The sequence below is a fragment of the Chryseobacterium sp. HNCC26DJ240 genome (assembly GCF_057180485.1).
On the sequence record NZ_JBXUGK010000002.1, the window covers coordinates 392,065 to 410,519 of the forward strand.

Consider the following 18,455-nt stretch of genomic DNA (forward strand, 5'->3'; position numbering starts at 1 on the left):
ATCATTTTCGATGTTCAAAAATAAGTCCAAAATTGAGAAATATCACTCTTTTTTAAAGCAACTTATCCACAATAGACACTAACAAATTTACTATATTTACGGTCATTAATTTATGCGTGAAATCGTAAACCGACGATTGTCATCTTTAAGAATTTAAAAATAATATTATGAATCATAAACCCGTTGAAGGTTTTTCTAAATTGACAAAACAAGGGAAAATCGATTGGCTCGTTAGCGAATATCTTGAAGGAAATACCGATTATCAGAATATACTTAATCAATATTGGAATGAAAATTTAGATCTTCAGAAACTTCACGACGAGTTTTCTGAAAATACGATTTCCAATTTCTACATGCCTTACGGAATTGCCCCAAATTTCCTGATCGACGGAAAATTATTTGCCCTTCCGATGGCTGTTGAGGAAAGTTCGGTGGTTGCCGCAGCTTCAAAAGCAGCCAAATTCTGGATTGATAAAGGAGGGTTTAAAACAACAATTATCAACACCGAAAAACTCGGTCATACGCATTTTATCATCGACGTAGAATCTCATAAACTTCAGCATTTTTTTAATTTTAATTTAAAGAAAAAATTGTTTGAGTCAACAGAAAGCATCACAGCAAACATGAGAAATCGTGGCGGTGGAATTTTAGATATAAAACTCATCGACAAGACTGCGGAAATGCCGAATTATTACCAGCTGAAAGCGAGTTTCGATACGGTGGATTCTATGGGAGCCAATTTTATCAATTCTTGTTTGGAGCAGTTTGGTAAAACTTTAAAACAGGAAATTGCAGTAAGTGAAGATTTTTCTCAGGAAGAAAAGAATTCCCTTCAGGTTATTATGAATATTCTTTCCAATTTCACTCCGGACTGTATAGTAAGAGCTGAAGTTTCCTGTAAAATTGAAGATTTGAAAGACGACAGCGGAATTTCTAACGAAGAATTTGCAAGAAAATTCAAACAGGCCGTTACGATTGCTGAAATTGAACCTTTCCGTGCTACAACGCACAATAAAGGAATTATGAACGGTGTGGATGCCGTTGTGATCGCTACCGGAAATGATTTCAGAGCCACGGAAGCCTGTGCACACGCCTACGCAGCGAGAAACGGAAAATATTCTTCATTAACCCATTGCACCATCGACAACGGAATTTTCAGATTCTGGATTGATCTGCCAATTTCTGTAGGCGTTGTAGGAGGTTTGACGAATCTTCATCCATTGGTAAAATTCTCTTTAGCATTGCTTGGAAAACCTTCTGCTCAGGAATTGATGAGTATTTTGGCGGTTTCAGGTCTGGCTCAGAATTTCGGAGCGTTGAGATCTTTGGTAACCACAGGAATTCAGAAAGGTCACATGAAAATGCATTTGTTTAATATTTTAAATCAATTTGGAGCGACGGAAGAAGAGAAACAACATTTTGTGACTTACTTTAAAGATAAAACGGTGAGTCATCATGAAGTGATTGCGGAACTGGAGAAATTGAGAAGTAAATAAATCTAAAAATAAAAATGAAAACAATTACTTTATTCTTCGGAGCCGCTTTCGGAATGTTATCCGTTATTTTAGGCGCTTTTGGAGCACACGCTTTAAAGAAAATTTTGTCTGTAGAGAGACTGGAAAGTTTTGAAACTGGCGTAAGATATCAAATGTATGCCGCATTCTTTTTATTGATTGCAGGCTATATTTTAAAATTTGACACGTCATCACAAAAATGGATTTCCATATTGATGATCGCCGGAACGCTGCTGTTCTCTTTCAGCATTTATGGTCTGAGCTTACAGGATCATTTTGGTTTAAATCTAAAATTTTTAGGACCAATCACACCACTTGGAGGATTGTTTATGATTTTAGCTTGGATGATGCTGATTTTTTACTTTGTCAAGAATAAAATATAAATACAAAAGTCTTCGACAGGCTCAGACTGACACTGCTTAAGTAACAGTTAGTATTAGAATTGTCACGTTGAGCCTGTCGAAGCATTCTTAAGTTTGGCGAAATCCCTTTTCGCACAATAACAAAACACACTTTCTACAAATGATGATCGTAATTTTAAACTAAATTAAAATGAAAATCAACAGACGCCGCCGCTTGATACGAACTTTCAATCTTTTGGATCAACCCATCAGGTTCAATCCTTTCGTATTCAGCCGTACTTTTTTTATGTGGTCAATCACAGGTTTGGTGGGCGGAATTATCGCCGGATTATACTGGATTGTTTTAGAACATTTCACAGAGTTTTTACATCAGTTTCACGGATGGATGGTGATTCCGACCATGGCAATTGCAGGACTTTTGGCGGGTTTGGTCATCCATTTTATCGGCGATCCGGGAGAAATTCATTTGATTGTAAACAACATCAGATTCAATAAAGGAAAACTGGAACCGAAAAATAATCCTTCGATGATTCTGTCGTCGCTTTTTTGCGTGGCATCCGGAGGAAGTTTAGGTCCCGAAGCGCCTTTGGTACAAGTAACTGGTTCTACAGGAACGTATCTCGGTAAACTTTTCAGGCTGAAAGGCGAAGAATTGCGTTCGTTGAGTATCGCCGGAATGGCTTCAGGTTTCACAGCACTTTTCGGTGCACCACTTGGGGGAAGTTTATTCTCTCTTGAAATTCTCCATCACAAACACGCTGTAGAATATTACAAAGCGATTATTCCGGCTTTGGTAGCGAGTTGTTTCAGTTATCTGATGTTTGCTTTGATTATCCACTTAGGAATTGGAGCGACTTGGGATTTGAAAGCTTATCATTACACCGGCGTTTACGATTTCCTTTACGCTTCTCTTTTTGGAATTGTAGGAACTTTATTTGGCTGGATTTTTATTTTCGTCGTTAAATTTTTCAAAAAAGCTTTTGAATACAGAAAATTCCCGATTTACATCAAAACTTTGGTAGGTGGAATTTTATTGGGAATTATTGCGTTTTACTTCCCATTAACAAGATATTTCGGGCATCATGAAGTGAATGAACTCATCAATGGAGGCTACACTTTGAATTTTTTAATCATTATTTTAATATTTAAAATTTTAGCGATTGCCATCACCGTGACATCAGGCTGGAGAGGTGGTTTTATCATTCCGCTTTTCTTTGTGGGCACGACTTTAGGGTTGATTATTCATCATCTATTTCCTACAGTTGATACTACTTTGGCAATTGTAAGTTGTATGGCGGCCATCAATGCGTGTGTCACGAGAACGCCGATGAGTACAACAATTATTCTGGGAACTTTAACCGGTTTTACTTATTTCGTTCCAATACTTTTTGCGAGCTTGACGGGTTATTTCTTAGCTCCGAAGATTCCGTTCATTGGCTCGCAGTCTGAGAAACTTTCAGAAGAATAAAAACAGATTACGATTGTCATTTTTTTTAACATAATATAAAATCAGCAGGAATTTTGTCATTGACTACGTCGAATCTTCGATTTCCGTAGGAATCTAAACTGCTTGATTTAAATTGTGTTGAGATTCCTGCGGAATGACAAACAAACTGTAAAAATTAAGTTCTTTTCAATTACGGATATTGCTTAAACGGATTAATACATCACAAAAAGTTCAGGTTTTGCCTGAACTTTTTGTTTTTACAATCTCTCGCAGATTTCGGAGATTATGCAGTTTTTTTGATCTGTTCCATTTGCAAAATTTGCGAGAGAATCTTCTTAATGGTTCAAATTAAAATTCTAGAGTGTGAAATTCTCCTTCATCCACTTTAGCTTATTAAAGCTTTTCAAAAACTTTGTTCTGATAGAAATAAATTTCTCCTGAGCTTCAATCACTTTATTTTCCCTTGAATTGATCAGGAAAAGCGAGCTTTCCCCGTTACTGTATCTCGTTTCTTCGGCACTCAAAAGTCTTTTGTAATTCTGAAGATTATTTCTTGATAAATCAATTTGAGTGTGATAATTTTGAATTTCGTTTTTGTAAGTCTCAATTTTCACATCAAGTTCTCTGATTTTAATATTGGTATCGAGCTGGTTTTGATTTAATTTAATTTTCGCCATCTGGTAATTCGCTCTTGCTTCCCTTTGAAAAACCGGAATTTCAAGCTTCAAACCATACTGGAAATTATTATCAAACAAAGGCAGAAAGTCGGCGGAATAATTTTCTTTGTTAAAAAAATTATAGGTAAAATCAACCTTCGGAAGGAAGCTTTGCCATTTTAAACGCCTTTCGCTTTCGAGAATATTTTGCTTCTGACTGTAATATAAAATCGATTGATGTGAATTGATTTGTCTGGATTCAACATCATGAATTAGAAATTCAAAATCAGAATACGCTAAATGTTCTGCAAGATTGTCCGAAGGATAAATCATCGCTGAAAGCTCATAAAACTGCTGATTGTCTTTCCAAAGATACAACTGAAGTTGCTGCGTACTTTTTACAAAACTTAAAAAAGCATCTCTTTGCTGAAGTTCAAAACTTTGAAGCTGAGAAAGTGCTTCAATTGTATCAATAGCAGGTTTTTCGCCAAACTCAAATGTTTTTCGGGTTAATTTTAAACGTTCTTTATTGATGTCTACAATTTCAGATTTTAGCTTGTAAATTTCATAGTTCTGAACCCATTCCCAATAGGTGTTTTCTGCTTCAAGCAATAAATCATTGGTTAAAACAGCCTGTTCAGCTTCGGTCATTTTCAAACCGAATTTTGCCTGATCAAGCATAGCTCTTCTCTTATCATATAAAAGATTTTTAGCTAATGGAACCGTAACTCCAAATTGATACAAGCCACCTTTTGTGTCGCTGTTGTTCAATTTTTGTCCGTCAAGATGATTGTAGCTTCCATGTACATCGATTCCGTACCAGGTCGGAATCCCGAGTTCCAGATTTTTCTGTTCGTAATATTTTGTTCCGTCGATATTTTTCTCGCCCAATTTTCCTGCCAAAAGGGGATCAAAACTTCCTCTTGCTCTTGTAATTTCGGCTTCTGCAATTTTGTTTTGAAGTTGATATTTTAAAGCTAAAGGATGATAGTTTTTAACAACATTGATAAATTCGGAAGCGGAAATTTTCAACGAATCCTGAGCAGAATTTAAGCTGAACAGCAACAGAAAAAGCAGCAGAAAAAATTTATTTTGTCTTTTCATCTTTAGCTGATTTTGCATTCGTAACTTCATAATAATCCGGCGGGAAACCATTGATGTTTCGCCATAATTCATACCAGATCGGAACATCATTTAAAATCGCAATGCCCTGAACGCCGGTTCCCATTTTGATTTTTCTTGGCCATTGTTTTTCGTTTTTATCTTCAATAATTAAAGCTTTAAACATTCCGTTTGCGCTGATGTTACTTTCTACAGCCACAACTTTTCCTGCAAAAGTTCCGTAGCTGGAATCCGGCCAACCTGAGAAAACAATCGCCGGAAATCCGTCAAAAATACTCATCACGCGCTGTCCTTCTTTGATCAAAGGCAAATCAACAGGTTTGATGTAAATTTCCACGGCGTGATCAACCGTTGTAGGAACCACCGTTCCGATATTTTCACCGTCTTTCAAGACTTCACCAATTCCGGCTTTGTTAAGCTGAACAATCTGCCCGTCCTGAGAGGCGAGGATGAAGTATAAGCCCTGTCTTGCTTTGTAATTGGCAACCTGATTCTGAAGTTTGGCAATATCACCGTCGCTTCCTTCAATCTGTCCCATACTTGAAAACCGCTCGCCTTCAATTTTGCTTAATTTCTCATTGTAATCCTGTGTAACAGCATTTTGCTCAATCTGAGTATTTAGAATTTCCTGTTGGGTTTGCGCAACTTTATTTTCGTAAGCGGTTTTCTTGGCAATTGAATTTTGGTAAGATATACTTCTCTGCTGAAATTGAGTGAGAGAAACCAAACCTTCGTCATACATTCTTTTCTGTCTTTCAAACTGGTCTTCAGAAAGCTTTAATTCATTTGTTGCAGCTGCAAGTTCGGCCTGTTCGCCAATCAATTTACTGTTGAGCTGTATAATTTTTATTTTAACCTGATTTAATTTTAAATCCCTCGACGCATTCAAAGCTTCGAGTTGGTTTTTAGCCGTTCCTACTTTGGCTTCGTAATAATCTCTTACTCCTTTTTTGGCATTCACCTGCTGCTCGGTTCTCTGTACCAAAAGCGGATCCATGTAATCTTCCTTAATCTCGGAAAGTTGAAGAAGCGTATCGCCTTTTTTTACGTAATCTCCGTTTTTTACATTCCATTTAATAATTCTCCCGGGAATTGGGGAATTTAATTGTTGAGGCCGCTGTGACTGATACAAAGAGGAAACATTTCCTTTCACTTTAATATTCTGTGTCCATGGCAGAAACAAGGTGATGATTCCGGCGAGAAGAATGAATATAAACCATCTCTTCACCCTCGATTTTCTGTTGATATGGTATATTTTGTCGTATGCTTGTAGTTTCATTTTGTGCTGAATTTTATGAAATAATATTTAAACTTCCATTTTCCAGATGAATGTGCTGATCGGCATTGTAGATCATATTTTTGTCTGGCGAAACAATCACGATGGTGCAGTTTTGTTTCAATTCCTGAAGATAATCACTCAGTTTTTCCTGAAAATTTTCAGACATTCCAGCCAGAGGATTTTCAAGTAAGATCAGTCTCTTTTCGCCCAGTAAAGAGCGGAGCATCAGAATTTTCTTTTTAGAACTGAAAGTTAGCTCAGAATCTGTATCACTGATTTCTGTAGTAAAACCATTACTGAAACTGCTCGAAATACTGTCAATTCCTAATTTTTCTGAAAGCTGAAGAATGCTTTCGGTGTTGCTGTTGGTATTCCCAAGCAAAATATTTTCTAAAACGGTTCCCTGAATGACTTTCATATTTTCAAGATATAAACCTACATTACTTCTGAAATCTGTTTTATTTAAATTTTTCAGCGGAATTTTGTCGAAAAGTATCGTTCCCGAACTCGGTTCATAAAAACCTGCGAGCATATTGAGAAGCAAGGATTTTCCTGTACCCATTTTTCCGGTGATGACGGTAAGACTGTTTTCTTTTAATCTGAAATTTACATCCGATAAAATTGCCGGTGTATCATTAAATGCGAAATCAACATCTTTAAATTCAATCTCAATTCCTTTGTCTTTTTGGGATAGTACAATGTCGCCATCGGTTTCTTCTTTTAATTCAGTTACTTTTGTCAGTTTAGCATAAGAAGCGATAAGGTCGTAGTAACTTTCTAGGCTTACAATCAGTTTTTCAACCGCCGACATAATGGTTAATACCACAATTTCTGCTGCGATAAAGGCTCCGATATTCAACTGTTGGTTGATCATCAAATACGTTCCAATCGCTAAAATTGCCAATGTGATGATGACTTTAAAAGCGATAATGGTTTTGTACTGAAAAACAAGAATTTTGAAGTGAGAAGTCCTGTGATCCAGATACTCCACAACTCTTGAATCTGTACCCTGAAGATGCGTTTTTTTACCCGAATGCATTTTGAAAGTCTTTACAGATGCTGCAATATCTTCAATCCAGGCTGCAGTGTCATATTTTTTATCACTTTCTTCGAGGCTGGATTTAATTCCGCTCTCCATACTGTAAATGAAAATAAGAACGACAAGGATAATTACCAAAGCACCGAAGGCCAGAAACCAAGGATGGTAAAAGGAGAGCAGCAAAATTCCGAAGACTATCTGAATCAATGCTGTCGGGATTTCCAGTAAAATTTTTGAAATTCCTTTCTGAAGATTCTGAACATCAAAAAAACGGTTGACCAATTCTGGTAAATAATATTTTCGGGTTTCTGAAAGATTGACCCGTGGAAGTTTTTCTGCAAAAGCCATAGAGAATTCAACAAAAATTTTCTGCTGTATTTTTTCGATGATCTGGAATACTTTCAGGCGGAAATGGCCTACCAAAAATGTCCCCAAAACCACAAAAAATATCAGAAGATAGATGGAAGTTACCATCGTGGCTCCCATTACAAAGCTGATGATTGACTGTATTCCCAGCGGGATACTCAGTGAAACCAAACCATTGAGGATAGCGTAAAAATAAATGTTTGAAACGTCTTTTTTTTCTTTTGTGATGTAGCGAAACAGTTTTTTACTGTGGTCGCTTGCTGATCTTAATGCCATTTTTCTTATTTGATAAGGTTAAATGTGATGTGTTTTAAATATCCAAGTACGTAGTCTGTGTGCCCGGTTTGATGCTGGTCTGTGAGATTCGGCAAATGCTCGCTGAAAAAATGCTGGTCGTGAGCGGTTTCTAAAAGTGTGCTTGCCATCGAAAGCGGGTAGGGGAAATCTGGTTTTGCCTGCGAAATAATCTTTGAAATACATTTGCAGAGGCTTTCCAATGGGTTGAAAATCATTTCTTTGCTTATTTCGTCTACTTCTTTTACAAGGTAAGATTTGCTGCTTTCTGCAATAACAATGGAATGCAGTTTACAGATGTCGTAATCATCTACTTCATCGCAGGAATTGTTGTGATGCGTGATAATTTCTAAAATTTTCTCCAGCTTTTCTAATGGAATTTTAATCTCGGAAGTTTTCAGCTCAGACATAAATTCCAGGTAAGACCAATACCAGTTGAGAATATAAGTCAGCAGTTTGTATTTTGATGAGAAATAACGGTAGATTGTTGCTTCTGTGGAGTTGATTTTTGCTGCCAGTTTTTTGAATGTGAAATGCTCGAATCCGGTATCGAAAATCAATTCTATAGCGTGTTTCAGGATGGATTTTCCAACTTCGCTTTTTTCAGGATCTTTGAGATATAATTTGTCGTTTACTTTAAATTTGAGCTGAAAATTCATTGAGATTATTTATTTAAAATCTGTATTCTCAAAAATAATTAACTGTTTTCAATAAAAGTATTACTATACATTAGAATAGTATTAGAATGTAATTAGAAAAACTTACTGCTTTGGATTAAAAATCCATGGGAAGCAGTAATTATCTTTAAAATCGGAAGAAATTTATGTCAAAGGGATTAAATCATTTAAAAGTTCGATAATTTTTCTTTCCTTCCTTATTCATTTTTATTAAATTTGTCAACCTTTAAATATTAAAATAAAATAATAAAAATAATATGAATCTTCACGAGTATCAATCAAAAGAGATTTTATCAAAGTATGGAGTAGCTATCCAACGTGGTTTCGTTGCAAACAACGTAGATGAAGCTGTAGCAGCTGCAGAAAAATTGACTGCTGAAACCGGAGCTCAGGCTTGGGTTGTAAAAGCGCAGATTCACGCAGGTGGCCGTGGTAAAGGTGGTGGTGTAAAATTTTCTCCAAACATGGATAAGCTTAAAGAAAACGCTGGAAACATCATCGGAATGCAGTTGATCACTCCACAAACCTCTGCTGAAGGTAAAAAAGTACACTCTGTTTTGGTTGCAGAAGATGTTTATTATCCGGGAGAATCTGAAACTAAAGAATTTTATGTTTCTATTCTTTTAGACAGAGCTGAAGGGAAAAATACAATCGTTTATTCTACTGAAGGAGGTATGGATATTGAGCACGTTGCTGAAGTAACTCCTCACTTAATCCACAACGAATTAATTGATCCTACTTTGGGTCTTCAGGGTTTCCAGGCTAGAAAAATTGCTTTCAATTTAGGTCTTGAAGGGAATGCTTTCAAAGAATTCACAAAATTCATCTCTTCTTTATATAATGCTTATGTAGGAATTGATGCTTCTCTTTTCGAAATCAACCCTGTTTTGAAAACTTCTGATAACAAAATTATCGCTGTAGATGCTAAAGTAACTTTGGATGGTAACTCATTGTTCCGTCACAAAGATTTAGCTGAGTTGAGAGATACAAGAGAAGAAGATCCTTTAGATGTTGAAGCTGGTGAAGCTGGTCTTAACTTCGTAAAATTAGACGGTAACGTTGCCTGTATGGTAAACGGTGCCGGTCTTGCAATGGCAACTATGGATATCATCAAATTATCTGGTGGTAACCCTGCTAACTTCCTTGACGTAGGAGGTACTGCTGATGCTGCAAGAGTACAGACAGCTTTTGAAATCGTTTTGAGAGATCCAAACGTAAAAGCTATCCTGATCAACATCTTCGGAGGTATCGTAAGATGTGACAGAGTAGCTCAAGGTGTTGTAGACGCTTACAACGCAATGGGAAGCCTTCCGGTTCCATTGATCGTGAGATTACAGGGAACTAACGCTGTAGAAGCTAAAAAATTAATTGACGAAGCTGGATTACCAATTCACTCCGCAATTACTTTGGAAGAGGCTGCAAACAAAGTAAAAGAAGTTTTAGCTTAAGACTAGAATTTTCATATAAATCTAAACCGTTTCAATTTTTGAAGCGGTTTTTTTTGTTTAAAATAATTATAAATGATTCATTTTAAAATCTTAATTTTACTACAGTTAAGTTCTAAAATGAAAATATATCTTTATTTTTTTCTGTTTTTATTTCTTAATTGTCAATCTCAGGTTGGTAAGAGCCATTCTTTGCCTCCATCTAAAGTAATTCACTTCGAAGATAAATATCATTATCCATTTATTTTAATTCAGAAAGATTTTCTGATTATAACTTCTCAGGAAAAAATGGATGAGGTTTTCAGTGTAATTCATCAAAAAAATAAAGGAAACCGGTATTCTCCTGTTCCGGCAGTTGTGGAGGATGAAACTTATGTTGTCATCAAGCCCAAATTAAAAAATTCCAATGATGTTTTAATAGAAGAAATCAGTTTGGATAAAAATATACTTTATCTTAAAGTAAAAGAATTTAACAATCCTGATTTTGAAAAATCTGCCCGGAAACCACCAAATATTCTTTTAAAATTAGCTGGAAATATCAGGTTTAAAAAAGTAATCACAAAATACTAATATTTAATATAATTTACATGAAAACAAAAACATTTATTCTTTCGTGTCTGCTGGCAGCGGCACAGGTTTTTGCTCAGGATAATTACTGGTCAAAACTTAAAGATAACAAAGTGAAACGTGAAAATCTCAGCCCGAGATGGGTTGTTCCCAACACATTTTCTCTGTATCAGCTTGATTTAGATAAAATTAAAAATGATCTGAAAAATGCGCCTCAGCGCTTTTCAAATAATGAAAATCTCGTTATTAAATTTCCTGATTCTGATGGGAAAACGAGAGATTACATCGTTCAGGAAGCTTCTATAATGGAACCTGAGCTGCAGGCAAAATTTCCTGAAATCCGTACTTACGTCGGCTGGCAGAAAAATCATCCTGAAAATACAATTCGTTTCAGTACTACACCTTCTACAGGAATCAGCGTGATGTACTTTGATAATTGGGAAGTAAGCTATCTCGACAGTTATGCGAAAGATCATTCTTCTTTTATTCTCTACAAAAGAAAGGATCTTCCGAAAAATGACAGGCTCTTCGAATGCCATATTGAAAATCAACTGGATAATTTAAAAAACAACGGTGGCTCAGCAAACAAAGCACCGTTGGTTTCTGACGGGCAGTTTAGAAATTACAGAACTGCAATTGCTGCCACGGGAGAATACACCGCTTTTCATGGTGGAACAGTTGCTTTGGCAATGGCGGCTATAGTGACTACAATGAACAGGGTGAATGGCGTCTACGAAAAAACGATTTCTACTACAATGACATTGGTTGCCAATAATAATCTTATTGTTTACACCAATGCAGGGACGGATCCTTATACCAACGGAAACCCGGGAACGATGATTACGCAGAATCAGACAAATACAAATTCTGTCATAGGTACTGCAAACTACGATATCGGTCACGTTTTTGGTACAAACAGTGGTGGTCTGGCAGGGTTAGGTGTTATTTGTGTGGCAGGGAACAAAGCCAGAGGGGTCACCGGCTCGGGAGCTCCAATTAATGATCCTTTTGATATCGACTATGTTGCTCATGAATTGGGACATCAGTTTGGAGCTAATCACACATTCAGAGCAGCTACTTCTTCCTGCAGTGGAAATGCAAACAATTCTACAGCTTACGAGCCTGGAAGCGGAAGTACAATTATGGCTTACGCAGGAATTTGTGGAACCAACAACAACGTTCAGAATAACAGTGATGCTTACTTCCATGCGGCCAGCATTCTGGAGATGTATGCTGTCGTTCAAAGATCGACCGACTGTTCTGTGAAAACTTCAAACAGTAATGGAGTTCCTACAGCAGATGCCGGCGCAGATTACATCATTCCAAAAAGCACAGCATTTGTGTTGACAGGCGTTGGTACAGATCCCAACAATGATCCGCTGACCTATTTATGGGAACAATATGATAACACCAATAATACGCAGCCACCTGTTTCTACAGCAACGGCAGGTCCTGTTTACCGTTCCTTAACTCCTACAGTTTCTCCATCAAGATATTTTCCGGTGATGACCTCTGTTTTAGCTAATAATTTGGTTCCGAAATGGGAAGTTACTCCAAGTGTGGCAAGAACGCTCAATTTTTCTCTTGTCGTAAATGATAATAAATCCACAGGAAATCAGGCTGCAAGAGACGTGATGGTTGTTACAGTTACTGATGACGGTCCGTTTGCAGTGACATCTCAAACATCAAATGCAGCGATTGACGGAAATTCTACCATTCCTGTAAACTGGGATGTTGCAGGAACGAATGGAGGAACCATCAATACTGCGAATGTCACGATTTTACTTTCTAAAGATGGTGGAGCCAACTTCAATACTGTTTTGGCAGCAAGCGTTCCGAACAATGGTTCTGCTAATGTGACGATTCCTAACGAAAATATTGCCAATGCAAGAATTATGGTTAAGGCATTGAATAATATTTATTTTGCAGTAAATTCTACTAATTTCCCTGTCAATCAGGTAGCACTTTCAACATCTGAAACTGCAATTAAAAATTATTCAATTTATCCAAATCCAGCTTCTGATTTTATTACTGTATCATTAAAAAGACTATCACAAAAAGCAGATTACGAAATGTTTGATGCATCCGGAAGATTAATTTTGAAAGGAAACTTTGCCGGAGAAACTAAAATTGATGTAAGAACTTTAACCAATGGAAATTACATTTTAACCTTAGTTTTAGAAGGTGGTGAGAAATTCTCAGAGAAATTTATCATTAAAAAATAGATAAAATATTTACCTAAAAAAGAAGCTCCGAAGAAACAAATCTTCGGAGCTTTTATATTTAAAAAAGTATCTAATATTCTTCTTTTGACGACTCGTCTTTCAGTAAACTCACAGCTGAAGAAGTTCCGATTCTTTTCACACCCAAATCAATCATTTTTTGAGCATCTTCGGGAGTTCTCACGCCACCTGCCGCCTTTACAGGAAGTTTTCCTGCATTGTCGAGCATTGTTTTTATGCCTTCAAAAGTTGCTCCATTAGGCTTGCCGTCTTTAGTTTCATAAAATCCGGTTGATGATTTCACGAAGATGTTCTGAAGATCTTCTTCGTTAAAATTTTCTTCTGCCCAGCTTGAAATTTTCTTGGTTAAATCTGCAATCTGATCATCAGTCAAAGCGGCAATTTCAATAATCCATTTACAGATTTTGTGATGGTCTAAACAGAGTTTTGTGCATTTTAAAAATTCATTTTTTACCAATTCAATATTCCCGTTCAGATACTCGGAATAATTGATTACAAAATCCAGTTCATCAGCACCATCTTCAATTGCTTTTTCAGCTTCCGTAAGTTTTTCTTCGATTGTGTAAGTTCCTTCATGAAAACCAATGACGGTTCCAACCTTTACATGCGAATCTCTTTCTGAAAGAAATTTTTTAACTTCAGAAACGTATTCAGGTCTTATCATTACGGCAAAAATTCCGTTATCCACAGCCTCTTTTGCAAGTTCGAAAACTTTCTCCAGAGTTTGTGCTTCCGAAAGACCAGATTGTTGAGGTGTTTTAAGGTACGTTGAATCTAAAAAATCTGCAATATTCATTAATTATACTTTTAGCTGTCTTGCAATACTTTGCTCAAGAGAGATAAAAGTTTCAGTACGTGTCACCCCCTTGAATTTCTGCAATTTACTAAGAATTTGCATTAAATGGTCATTGTCTTTGCAGAGAACTTTCAGAAAAACGGCATAATTTCCGGTTGTGTAATGTGCTTCTACTACTTCATTTACTTCTTTCAGAGCTTTCACTACATCTGCGTAATGGCTTGGCTGATCCAGAAAAATTCCAATAAAGGAAACCACTTTAAATCCAATTTTTTTAGGATTTAAAAAAGAAATAGTACTTTCTATTACGCCTGCGTGCTCCAGTTTTTTTATTCTTTGGTGAACTGCGGTAGTGGAAATCCCGACTCTCGACGAGATGTGAGCAAGCGACGTTTTGGAGTTGTCCATCAGCATGTAAATGATTTGCTTATCGATGGCGTCTAGGTAGTAGTCTGTATTGTTAGCGTTCTTCATTTTTTGATTTAGTTTAATGTTTTTAAAGAATGATGTTAATTTATATGTTTAGTTTTTAGTTGAATAAGAACAGGGAAATGATCGCTGTAACCTCCCAGATAACGTGTGCCGGCAAAGGTTCTGAATGGTCTTCCAGACATGGTCTTGGATTTTAGCGTGAGTTGCTGGTGATTGAAGACCTCTGCCACTTCAAACTGCAGCTGATTTTCCTGATTGAAAAAATTCCCTGATAGTAGAATTTGATCAAATAACAAACCACTTTTGTAATGAAATGTAGAATATTTTCTGCTTAAAAATAAGTCTGAAAAAGGATTTTCTAATGCATTCTTCTGAAAGGTCTTATCTGAAAGGATTTTCAGCACTTCATCATCAGGATTTTCATTAAAATCTCCGCATACAATGATTTTTTCGTCAGAGTTTTCCTGAATTTTGTTGATTCTGTTTTTTAATTCCTGAAGGATGTATAATCTCTTTGGTTTGTTGACGTCTTTTTCTCTTTTAGAAGGAAGATGAAGCACAAAAACATTGATGATTTCTTCCTCAAATTTTACTTTGGCGTAAAGCACATCACGTGTGGTGTCATAATACTTCTCGTCAAGTCCGGATTCTTCAAAGAAAAAAGTGATGGGTTCTGAATCTAAAATTTTGATTTTAGAATGATCGTACAAAAGGGCAACATCTACATTTCTTTCATCAAGAGATTTGTAGTGCAGAATAGCGTATCCCCGCAGAGGTTCTGTCTGAATTAAATCTTTCAGAACGCGGTCTCCTGAAATTTCGGCGAGACCAATCATAAAAGGCAATTGCTGATGTTGCTCTTCGATAAGCCGAAAAGCATGTGCAATTTTATTAAGTTTATACTGATACTTCCTGAAATCCCAGTTGAAAAGACCACTATGGGTTTTCTCAGACTTGTGGCTGGGCTTAGAATCCGGTAAAAACAAATTTTCAACGTTATAGAATGCAAAAATCTCCATTGATTTGTTTGCAAAAAATTAATATTCTATCTAGCCTTTCAAAAATTTGTGTGGTTAAAAATACAAATAGTTTTTTGATGAATTGTCATTTCAATTGATATTTTAACGTTAACTAATGTAAACATAATGATATTTCATTGATTTACAAAAAATTAGCGGTTAAAATAAATGTCGAATTAAATTCATATTAAATGGATGGTAAAATTCTGAATTTTGCAATCTACAGTAAGTCAGGTCTTTTTTCTGTTGTAATGCGTACAGCCTCGTCGTAGCGCCAGTCTTCGATCATTTTAGAGTTACCGCTAAGGAGTACTTTCGGTACTTCTAGACCTTTGTAAACTTCGGGTCTGGTGTAGATGGGTGGTGAAAGTAAGTTGTCTTGAAAGCTGTCTGTCAAAGCACTTTGTTCGTCGTTCAAAACTCCGGGAAGTAATCTGATCACAGAGTCGGCCAAAACACAGGCAGCAAGCTCGCCACCTGTCAAAACATAGTCTCCAATGGAGATTTCTTTGGTAATGTGAAGTTCTCTTACACGCTGGTCAATCCCTTTGTAATGACCGCAGAGAAAGATTAGATTGTCTTTAATAGAAAGCGTATTCGCAATTTTTTGATTTAAAGTAACGCCATCCGGAGTAAGATAAATTACTTCATCATAATCACGTTGTGCTTTAAGTTCAGAAATGCACTTATCAATGGGCTCAATCATCATCACCATTCCTGCACCGCCGCCGTAAGGTTCGTCGTCAATTTGTCGGTGTTTGTTGATTGACCAGTCTCTGAGTTGATGAAAATGGACTTCGGCAAGACCTTTATCCATCGCTCTTTTAAGGATAGATGTTTGAAATGGACTTTCCATGAGTTCTGGAAGTACGCTTATAATATCAATTCTCATTGTAATGTTCCGTTTTTCTTGTTGGATAGGATGATTAATCTTAAAGATGAATCTTTATTAAAATAACTCCACATCCAGTTAAAAAAGACGGCAAGCTTATTTCTAACGCTCAAAATTAGCATTAAGTGAAGGAACATCCAAAAATACCATGCAAGAAAACCCTGAAATTTAATAAAAGGAAGATCTACAACAGCCCTATGCTTCCCGATGGTTGCGAGAGAACCTTTGTCATCGTATTCATACTCAATCCATTCTGATTCATTTTTCTTCAAAAGGTTTTTACCTAAATTTTTTGCCTGATTGATTGCCACATTCGCCACTTGAGGATGCCCCTGAGGATATTTCGGCGTTTCCATATAAGAAATGTCGCCAATGGCGTAGATATTATTAAAGCCTTTGATTTTGTTGAATCTGTCGGTAATGTATCTGTTTCGGTTGATTTTTTCCTGCTCAAATCCATCGATGATATTTCCGGTAACTCCTGCTGCCCAGATGACGTTGTTGGAGGCAATCTCTTTTCCGCTTTTCATATAAACTCTGTCGCCATCGTAATCGGTAACGTATTCGCCACTCAGGAAATCTACGCCGAGATCTTTCAGGTATTTTTCAGATTGGGTCTGAGCTTCTTCGCTCATTACCGCTAAAGGTTTTTCAGTCGAACTTACAAGAATGATTTTAAGATGGTCGAAATTCATGTAAGGATAATCCCTTGGAAGAATTTCTTTTTTCATTTCAGAGAAAGCTCCGGCGAGTTCAACTCCGGTGGGGCCGCTTCCTACAATGACGATGTTCCAGTTGCCGTCGTCGCTTCTGCTTTTTTCAAGGATTAATCTTTCGAAAGTCATCAAAACATGATTTCTGATGCTGATAGCTTCCTGCGTATTTTTCATCCCAAAAGCTCTGGATTCCATTTCTTTATTGCCGAAAAAATTGGTTTTACATCCTGTAGCGATAATCAGTTTATCATAACTGAATTCTGCACCTTCGGCAATGACTTTATTTTGAAAAGGAATGATTTCTTTCACTTCAGTCAGCCTGAACTGTGTATTTCTCGACTGCTGAAAAATTTTACGGAAAGGGAACGAGATATTGGAAGGTTCTATCCTCCCACACGCCACCTGATAAAAGAGCGGCTGAAACATGTGATGATTTACACGGTCGAGAACGATGACCTTTTTGTTTTTGTTGTTCAGCGTTTTGGCCAATTGCAATCCGGCAAAACCTCCTCCAATGATGATGATTTTCTCCCTTGTTTCCATACTAACAAATGTACTGATTTAATTGCTTTTTGGGCTTTGATTTTGGTTTAAATTAGGTTTAAAAATTATTAATTTTATTATGTTTTATTCTAACTTTTCAATAGAGTTATATAATTTGTCTTTTCATAAAATGTATAGAAATCGTATATTTCAAAACAAATATTTCAAGTGCAGCAGAAATGCTCAAAGTCTGGAGAGTTTGCGTAGCGGGGGGGAGTTAACTGTTGGTCCAGGTATTCATAAAGGATCTAACGTGATATCGCAAGAATATCAATTTATTGGTAAGGATTTAGTAAAGGCAGTGAATGAAAAAGCTAAACCACATCCTTAATTTTTAATAGTTATGAAAGATAAAAAATATTGCTGTGAAAAATTCAGCTTCTTCAATAGACAAGGAAGTGATATGGCGCTCAATATTCGAATAGTTAAATATGTTGGAGATTTTAAAGTTAGAATGTTGGCAATAAACTCCAATATGAATGATAAAGGTTTTGTTATTACATCTGGCTATAAAAATAGTGTAAATGATGAAGAAACTATGAGGATGATTATAAATCACTGTCCATTTTGTGGTCAAAAGCTGAGTGACTTTTATAAATCAGATGATTATGTCCAAGAAACAATAGGGTGATTAAATCCCTGTTGCGCAAAATCGGGCTAATGTATCAAAGTTAGTGATGAAGAATTTTCAAAATGTAAATCATTGATTTTTAAATGAATTTTAAAACAAGCAATCAAAGCAAGATTAGGTATTTCCTTACTCTTGTTTATTTTATCAGAAAAAAACATACGCAAATGACTGAAGATTATTCCTCGTGTATCAGAGTTAGTGATGAAAAAAATGTAGCACCTGCTAACCGAAAAATATTATTAAAAACCGGACTACAAAAACAAAAAAGCAACAATATGTCTGTAAGAATTGTGGCAAGAGATTTCTTCAGTTTTACACTTATCAGGCTTATAGAAAAAATACGGATATAAAAATAATTCAATTTATAAAAGAAAAAAGCATAGAATTTTTATCACTAAAATACTAAACAAAACAA

At 36.2% G+C, this 18,455-nt stretch carries 16 protein-coding genes and 1 pseudogene; 8 read left to right on the forward strand and 9 right to left on the reverse strand.

Translation table 11 applies throughout. The annotated features are described in order from the left end of the window. Positions 1-167 precede the first annotated feature (167 nt). The 3 genes from AC2A1G_RS04970 (at position 168) to AC2A1G_RS04980 (ending at position 3,344) form a co-directional block, all read left to right on the forward strand. Positions 168-1,496: a hydroxymethylglutaryl-CoA reductase, degradative gene (locus AC2A1G_RS04970; RefSeq protein ID WP_484045833.1), complete on the forward strand. Its 1,329-nt coding sequence runs from the start codon at positions 168-170 to the stop codon at positions 1,494-1,496. Between the two features lie 14 nt (positions 1,497-1,510). Then, positions 1,511-1,897 (forward strand): DUF423 domain-containing protein, encoded by a 387-nt coding sequence (locus tag AC2A1G_RS04975; protein ID WP_484045834.1) that lies wholly within the window; start codon positions 1,511-1,513, stop codon positions 1,895-1,897. 169 nt (positions 1,898-2,066) lie between these two features. Beyond that, positions 2,067-3,344, forward strand: coding sequence for a chloride channel protein (locus AC2A1G_RS04980; RefSeq protein ID WP_484045835.1), 1,278 nt, complete (start codon positions 2,067-2,069; stop codon positions 3,342-3,344). Positions 3,345-3,679: 335 nt separating this feature from the next. On the opposite strand, the gene AC2A1G_RS04985 is transcribed toward AC2A1G_RS04980, so the two are convergent. From AC2A1G_RS04985 to AC2A1G_RS05000, 4 genes are read right to left on the reverse strand one after another with little or no spacing between them, the layout of a single operon-like run. Beyond that, positions 3,680-5,083 carry a TolC family protein gene (locus AC2A1G_RS04985; RefSeq protein WP_484045836.1) on the reverse strand — a complete coding sequence of 468 codons (1,404 nt, stop codon included), beginning with the start codon at positions 5,081-5,083 and terminating at the stop codon, positions 3,680-3,682. Beyond that, positions 5,067-6,380, reverse strand: coding sequence for an HlyD family secretion protein (locus tag AC2A1G_RS04990; RefSeq protein WP_484045837.1), 1,314 nt, complete (start codon positions 6,378-6,380; stop codon positions 5,067-5,069). The genes AC2A1G_RS04985 and AC2A1G_RS04990 overlap by 17 nt, the downstream gene beginning before the upstream one ends. Positions 6,381-6,393: 13 nt before the next feature. Beyond that, entirely contained in the window at positions 6,394-8,061 is a 1,668-nt protein-coding gene (locus AC2A1G_RS04995) for a peptidase domain-containing ABC transporter (protein WP_484045838.1), read from the reverse strand. A gap of 5 nt (positions 8,062-8,066) precedes the next feature. Then, entirely contained in the window at positions 8,067-8,738 is a 672-nt protein-coding gene (locus tag AC2A1G_RS05000; RefSeq protein ID WP_484045839.1) for a TetR/AcrR family transcriptional regulator, read from the reverse strand. 275 nt (positions 8,739-9,013) lie between these two features. Between AC2A1G_RS05000 and sucC the strand changes: the two genes are divergently transcribed. The 3 genes from sucC (at position 9,014) to AC2A1G_RS05015 (ending at position 12,993) form a co-directional block, all read left to right on the forward strand. Further along, the gene (gene sucC, locus AC2A1G_RS05005; RefSeq protein WP_484045840.1) at positions 9,014-10,204 is read left to right on the forward strand and encodes an ADP-forming succinate--CoA ligase subunit beta; all 1,191 of its coding nucleotides are present in this window, start codon (positions 9,014-9,016) and stop codon (positions 10,202-10,204) included. 117 nt (positions 10,205-10,321) lie between these two features. Then, positions 10,322-10,771: a hypothetical protein gene (locus AC2A1G_RS05010; protein WP_484045841.1), complete on the forward strand. Its 450-nt coding sequence runs from the start codon at positions 10,322-10,324 to the stop codon at positions 10,769-10,771. Positions 10,772-10,788: 17 nt separating this feature from the next. Beyond that, entirely contained in the window at positions 10,789-12,993 is a 2,205-nt protein-coding gene (locus AC2A1G_RS05015) for a reprolysin-like metallopeptidase (protein WP_484045842.1), read from the forward strand. Between the two features lie 70 nt (positions 12,994-13,063). Here the strand turns inward: AC2A1G_RS05015 and deoC are convergent, their stop codons facing one another. From deoC to AC2A1G_RS05040, 5 genes are all read right to left on the reverse strand, one after another. After that, complete coding sequence (gene deoC / locus AC2A1G_RS05020) at positions 13,064-13,807, reverse strand: deoxyribose-phosphate aldolase (protein WP_484045843.1); 744 nt, start codon at positions 13,805-13,807, stop codon at positions 13,064-13,066. 3 nt (positions 13,808-13,810) lie between these two features. Continuing rightward, on the reverse strand, positions 13,811-14,281 hold the full coding sequence (locus AC2A1G_RS05025) for an Lrp/AsnC ligand binding domain-containing protein (RefSeq protein WP_484045844.1): 471 nt from the start codon (positions 14,279-14,281) through the stop codon (positions 13,811-13,813). Between the two features lie 35 nt (positions 14,282-14,316). After that, positions 14,317-15,258 (reverse strand): endonuclease/exonuclease/phosphatase family protein, encoded by a 942-nt coding sequence (locus tag AC2A1G_RS05030; protein ID WP_484045845.1) that lies wholly within the window; start codon positions 15,256-15,258, stop codon positions 14,317-14,319. Between the two features lie 220 nt (positions 15,259-15,478). Then, positions 15,479-16,150 (reverse strand): tRNA (guanosine(37)-N1)-methyltransferase TrmD, encoded by a 672-nt coding sequence (trmD, locus tag AC2A1G_RS05035; protein ID WP_484045846.1) that lies wholly within the window; start codon positions 16,148-16,150, stop codon positions 15,479-15,481. Then, entirely contained in the window at positions 16,147-17,409 is a 1,263-nt protein-coding gene (locus AC2A1G_RS05040) for an NAD(P)/FAD-dependent oxidoreductase (RefSeq protein ID WP_484045847.1), read from the reverse strand. Before AC2A1G_RS05040 ends, trmD begins: the two co-directional genes overlap by 4 nt. A 343-nt stretch (positions 17,410-17,752) precedes the next feature. Here AC2A1G_RS05040 and AC2A1G_RS05045 point away from each other — a divergent pair, with 343 nt between their 5' ends. Continuing rightward, positions 17,753-18,040, forward strand: a complete 288-nt coding sequence (locus tag AC2A1G_RS05045) for a hypothetical protein (protein WP_484045848.1) — start codon at positions 17,753-17,755, stop codon at positions 18,038-18,040. A 164-nt stretch (positions 18,041-18,204) separates the two neighbouring features. Then, positions 18,205-18,413 (forward strand): annotated as a pseudogene (locus tag AC2A1G_RS05050) (IS1 family transposase); the annotation flags it as partial. Between the last annotated feature and the right edge of the window lie 42 nt (positions 18,414-18,455).

Bases quoted from the DNA above. Each gene is read 5' to 3' on its own strand.
- AC2A1G_RS05045 (WP_484045848.1), top strand. From the start codon at position 17,753: ATGAAAGATAAAAAATATTGCTGTGAAAAATTCAGCTTCTTCAATAGA.
- AC2A1G_RS04985 (WP_484045836.1), bottom strand. From the start codon at position 5,083: ATGAAAAGACAAAATAAATTTTTTCTGCTGCTTTTTCTGTTGCTGTTC.
- AC2A1G_RS05000 (WP_484045839.1), bottom strand. From the start codon at position 8,738: ATGAATTTTCAGCTCAAATTTAAAGTAAACGACAAATTATATCTCAAA.
- sucC (WP_484045840.1), top strand. From the start codon at position 9,014: ATGAATCTTCACGAGTATCAATCAAAAGAGATTTTATCAAAGTATGGA.
- AC2A1G_RS05015 (WP_484045842.1), top strand. From the start codon at position 10,789: ATGAAAACAAAAACATTTATTCTTTCGTGTCTGCTGGCAGCGGCACAG.
- AC2A1G_RS04970 (WP_484045833.1), top strand. From the start codon at position 168: ATGAATCATAAACCCGTTGAAGGTTTTTCTAAATTGACAAAACAAGGG.
- AC2A1G_RS04990 (WP_484045837.1), bottom strand. From the start codon at position 6,380: ATGAAACTACAAGCATACGACAAAATATACCATATCAACAGAAAATCG.
- AC2A1G_RS05030 (WP_484045845.1), bottom strand. From the start codon at position 15,258: ATGGAGATTTTTGCATTCTATAACGTTGAAAATTTGTTTTTACCGGAT.
- AC2A1G_RS04975 (WP_484045834.1), top strand. From the start codon at position 1,511: ATGAAAACAATTACTTTATTCTTCGGAGCCGCTTTCGGAATGTTATCC.
- AC2A1G_RS05025 (WP_484045844.1), bottom strand. From the start codon at position 14,281: ATGAAGAACGCTAACAATACAGACTACTACCTAGACGCCATCGATAAG.
- AC2A1G_RS05010 (WP_484045841.1), top strand. From the start codon at position 10,322: ATGAAAATATATCTTTATTTTTTTCTGTTTTTATTTCTTAATTGTCAA.
- AC2A1G_RS04980 (WP_484045835.1), top strand. From the start codon at position 2,067: ATGAAAATCAACAGACGCCGCCGCTTGATACGAACTTTCAATCTTTTG.
- AC2A1G_RS05040 (WP_484045847.1), bottom strand. From the start codon at position 17,409: ATGGAAACAAGGGAGAAAATCATCATCATTGGAGGAGGTTTTGCCGGA.
- deoC (WP_484045843.1), bottom strand. From the start codon at position 13,807: ATGAATATTGCAGATTTTTTAGATTCAACGTACCTTAAAACACCTCAA.
- trmD (WP_484045846.1), bottom strand. From the start codon at position 16,150: ATGAGAATTGATATTATAAGCGTACTTCCAGAACTCATGGAAAGTCCA.
- AC2A1G_RS04995 (WP_484045838.1), bottom strand. From the start codon at position 8,061: ATGGCATTAAGATCAGCAAGCGACCACAGTAAAAAACTGTTTCGCTAC.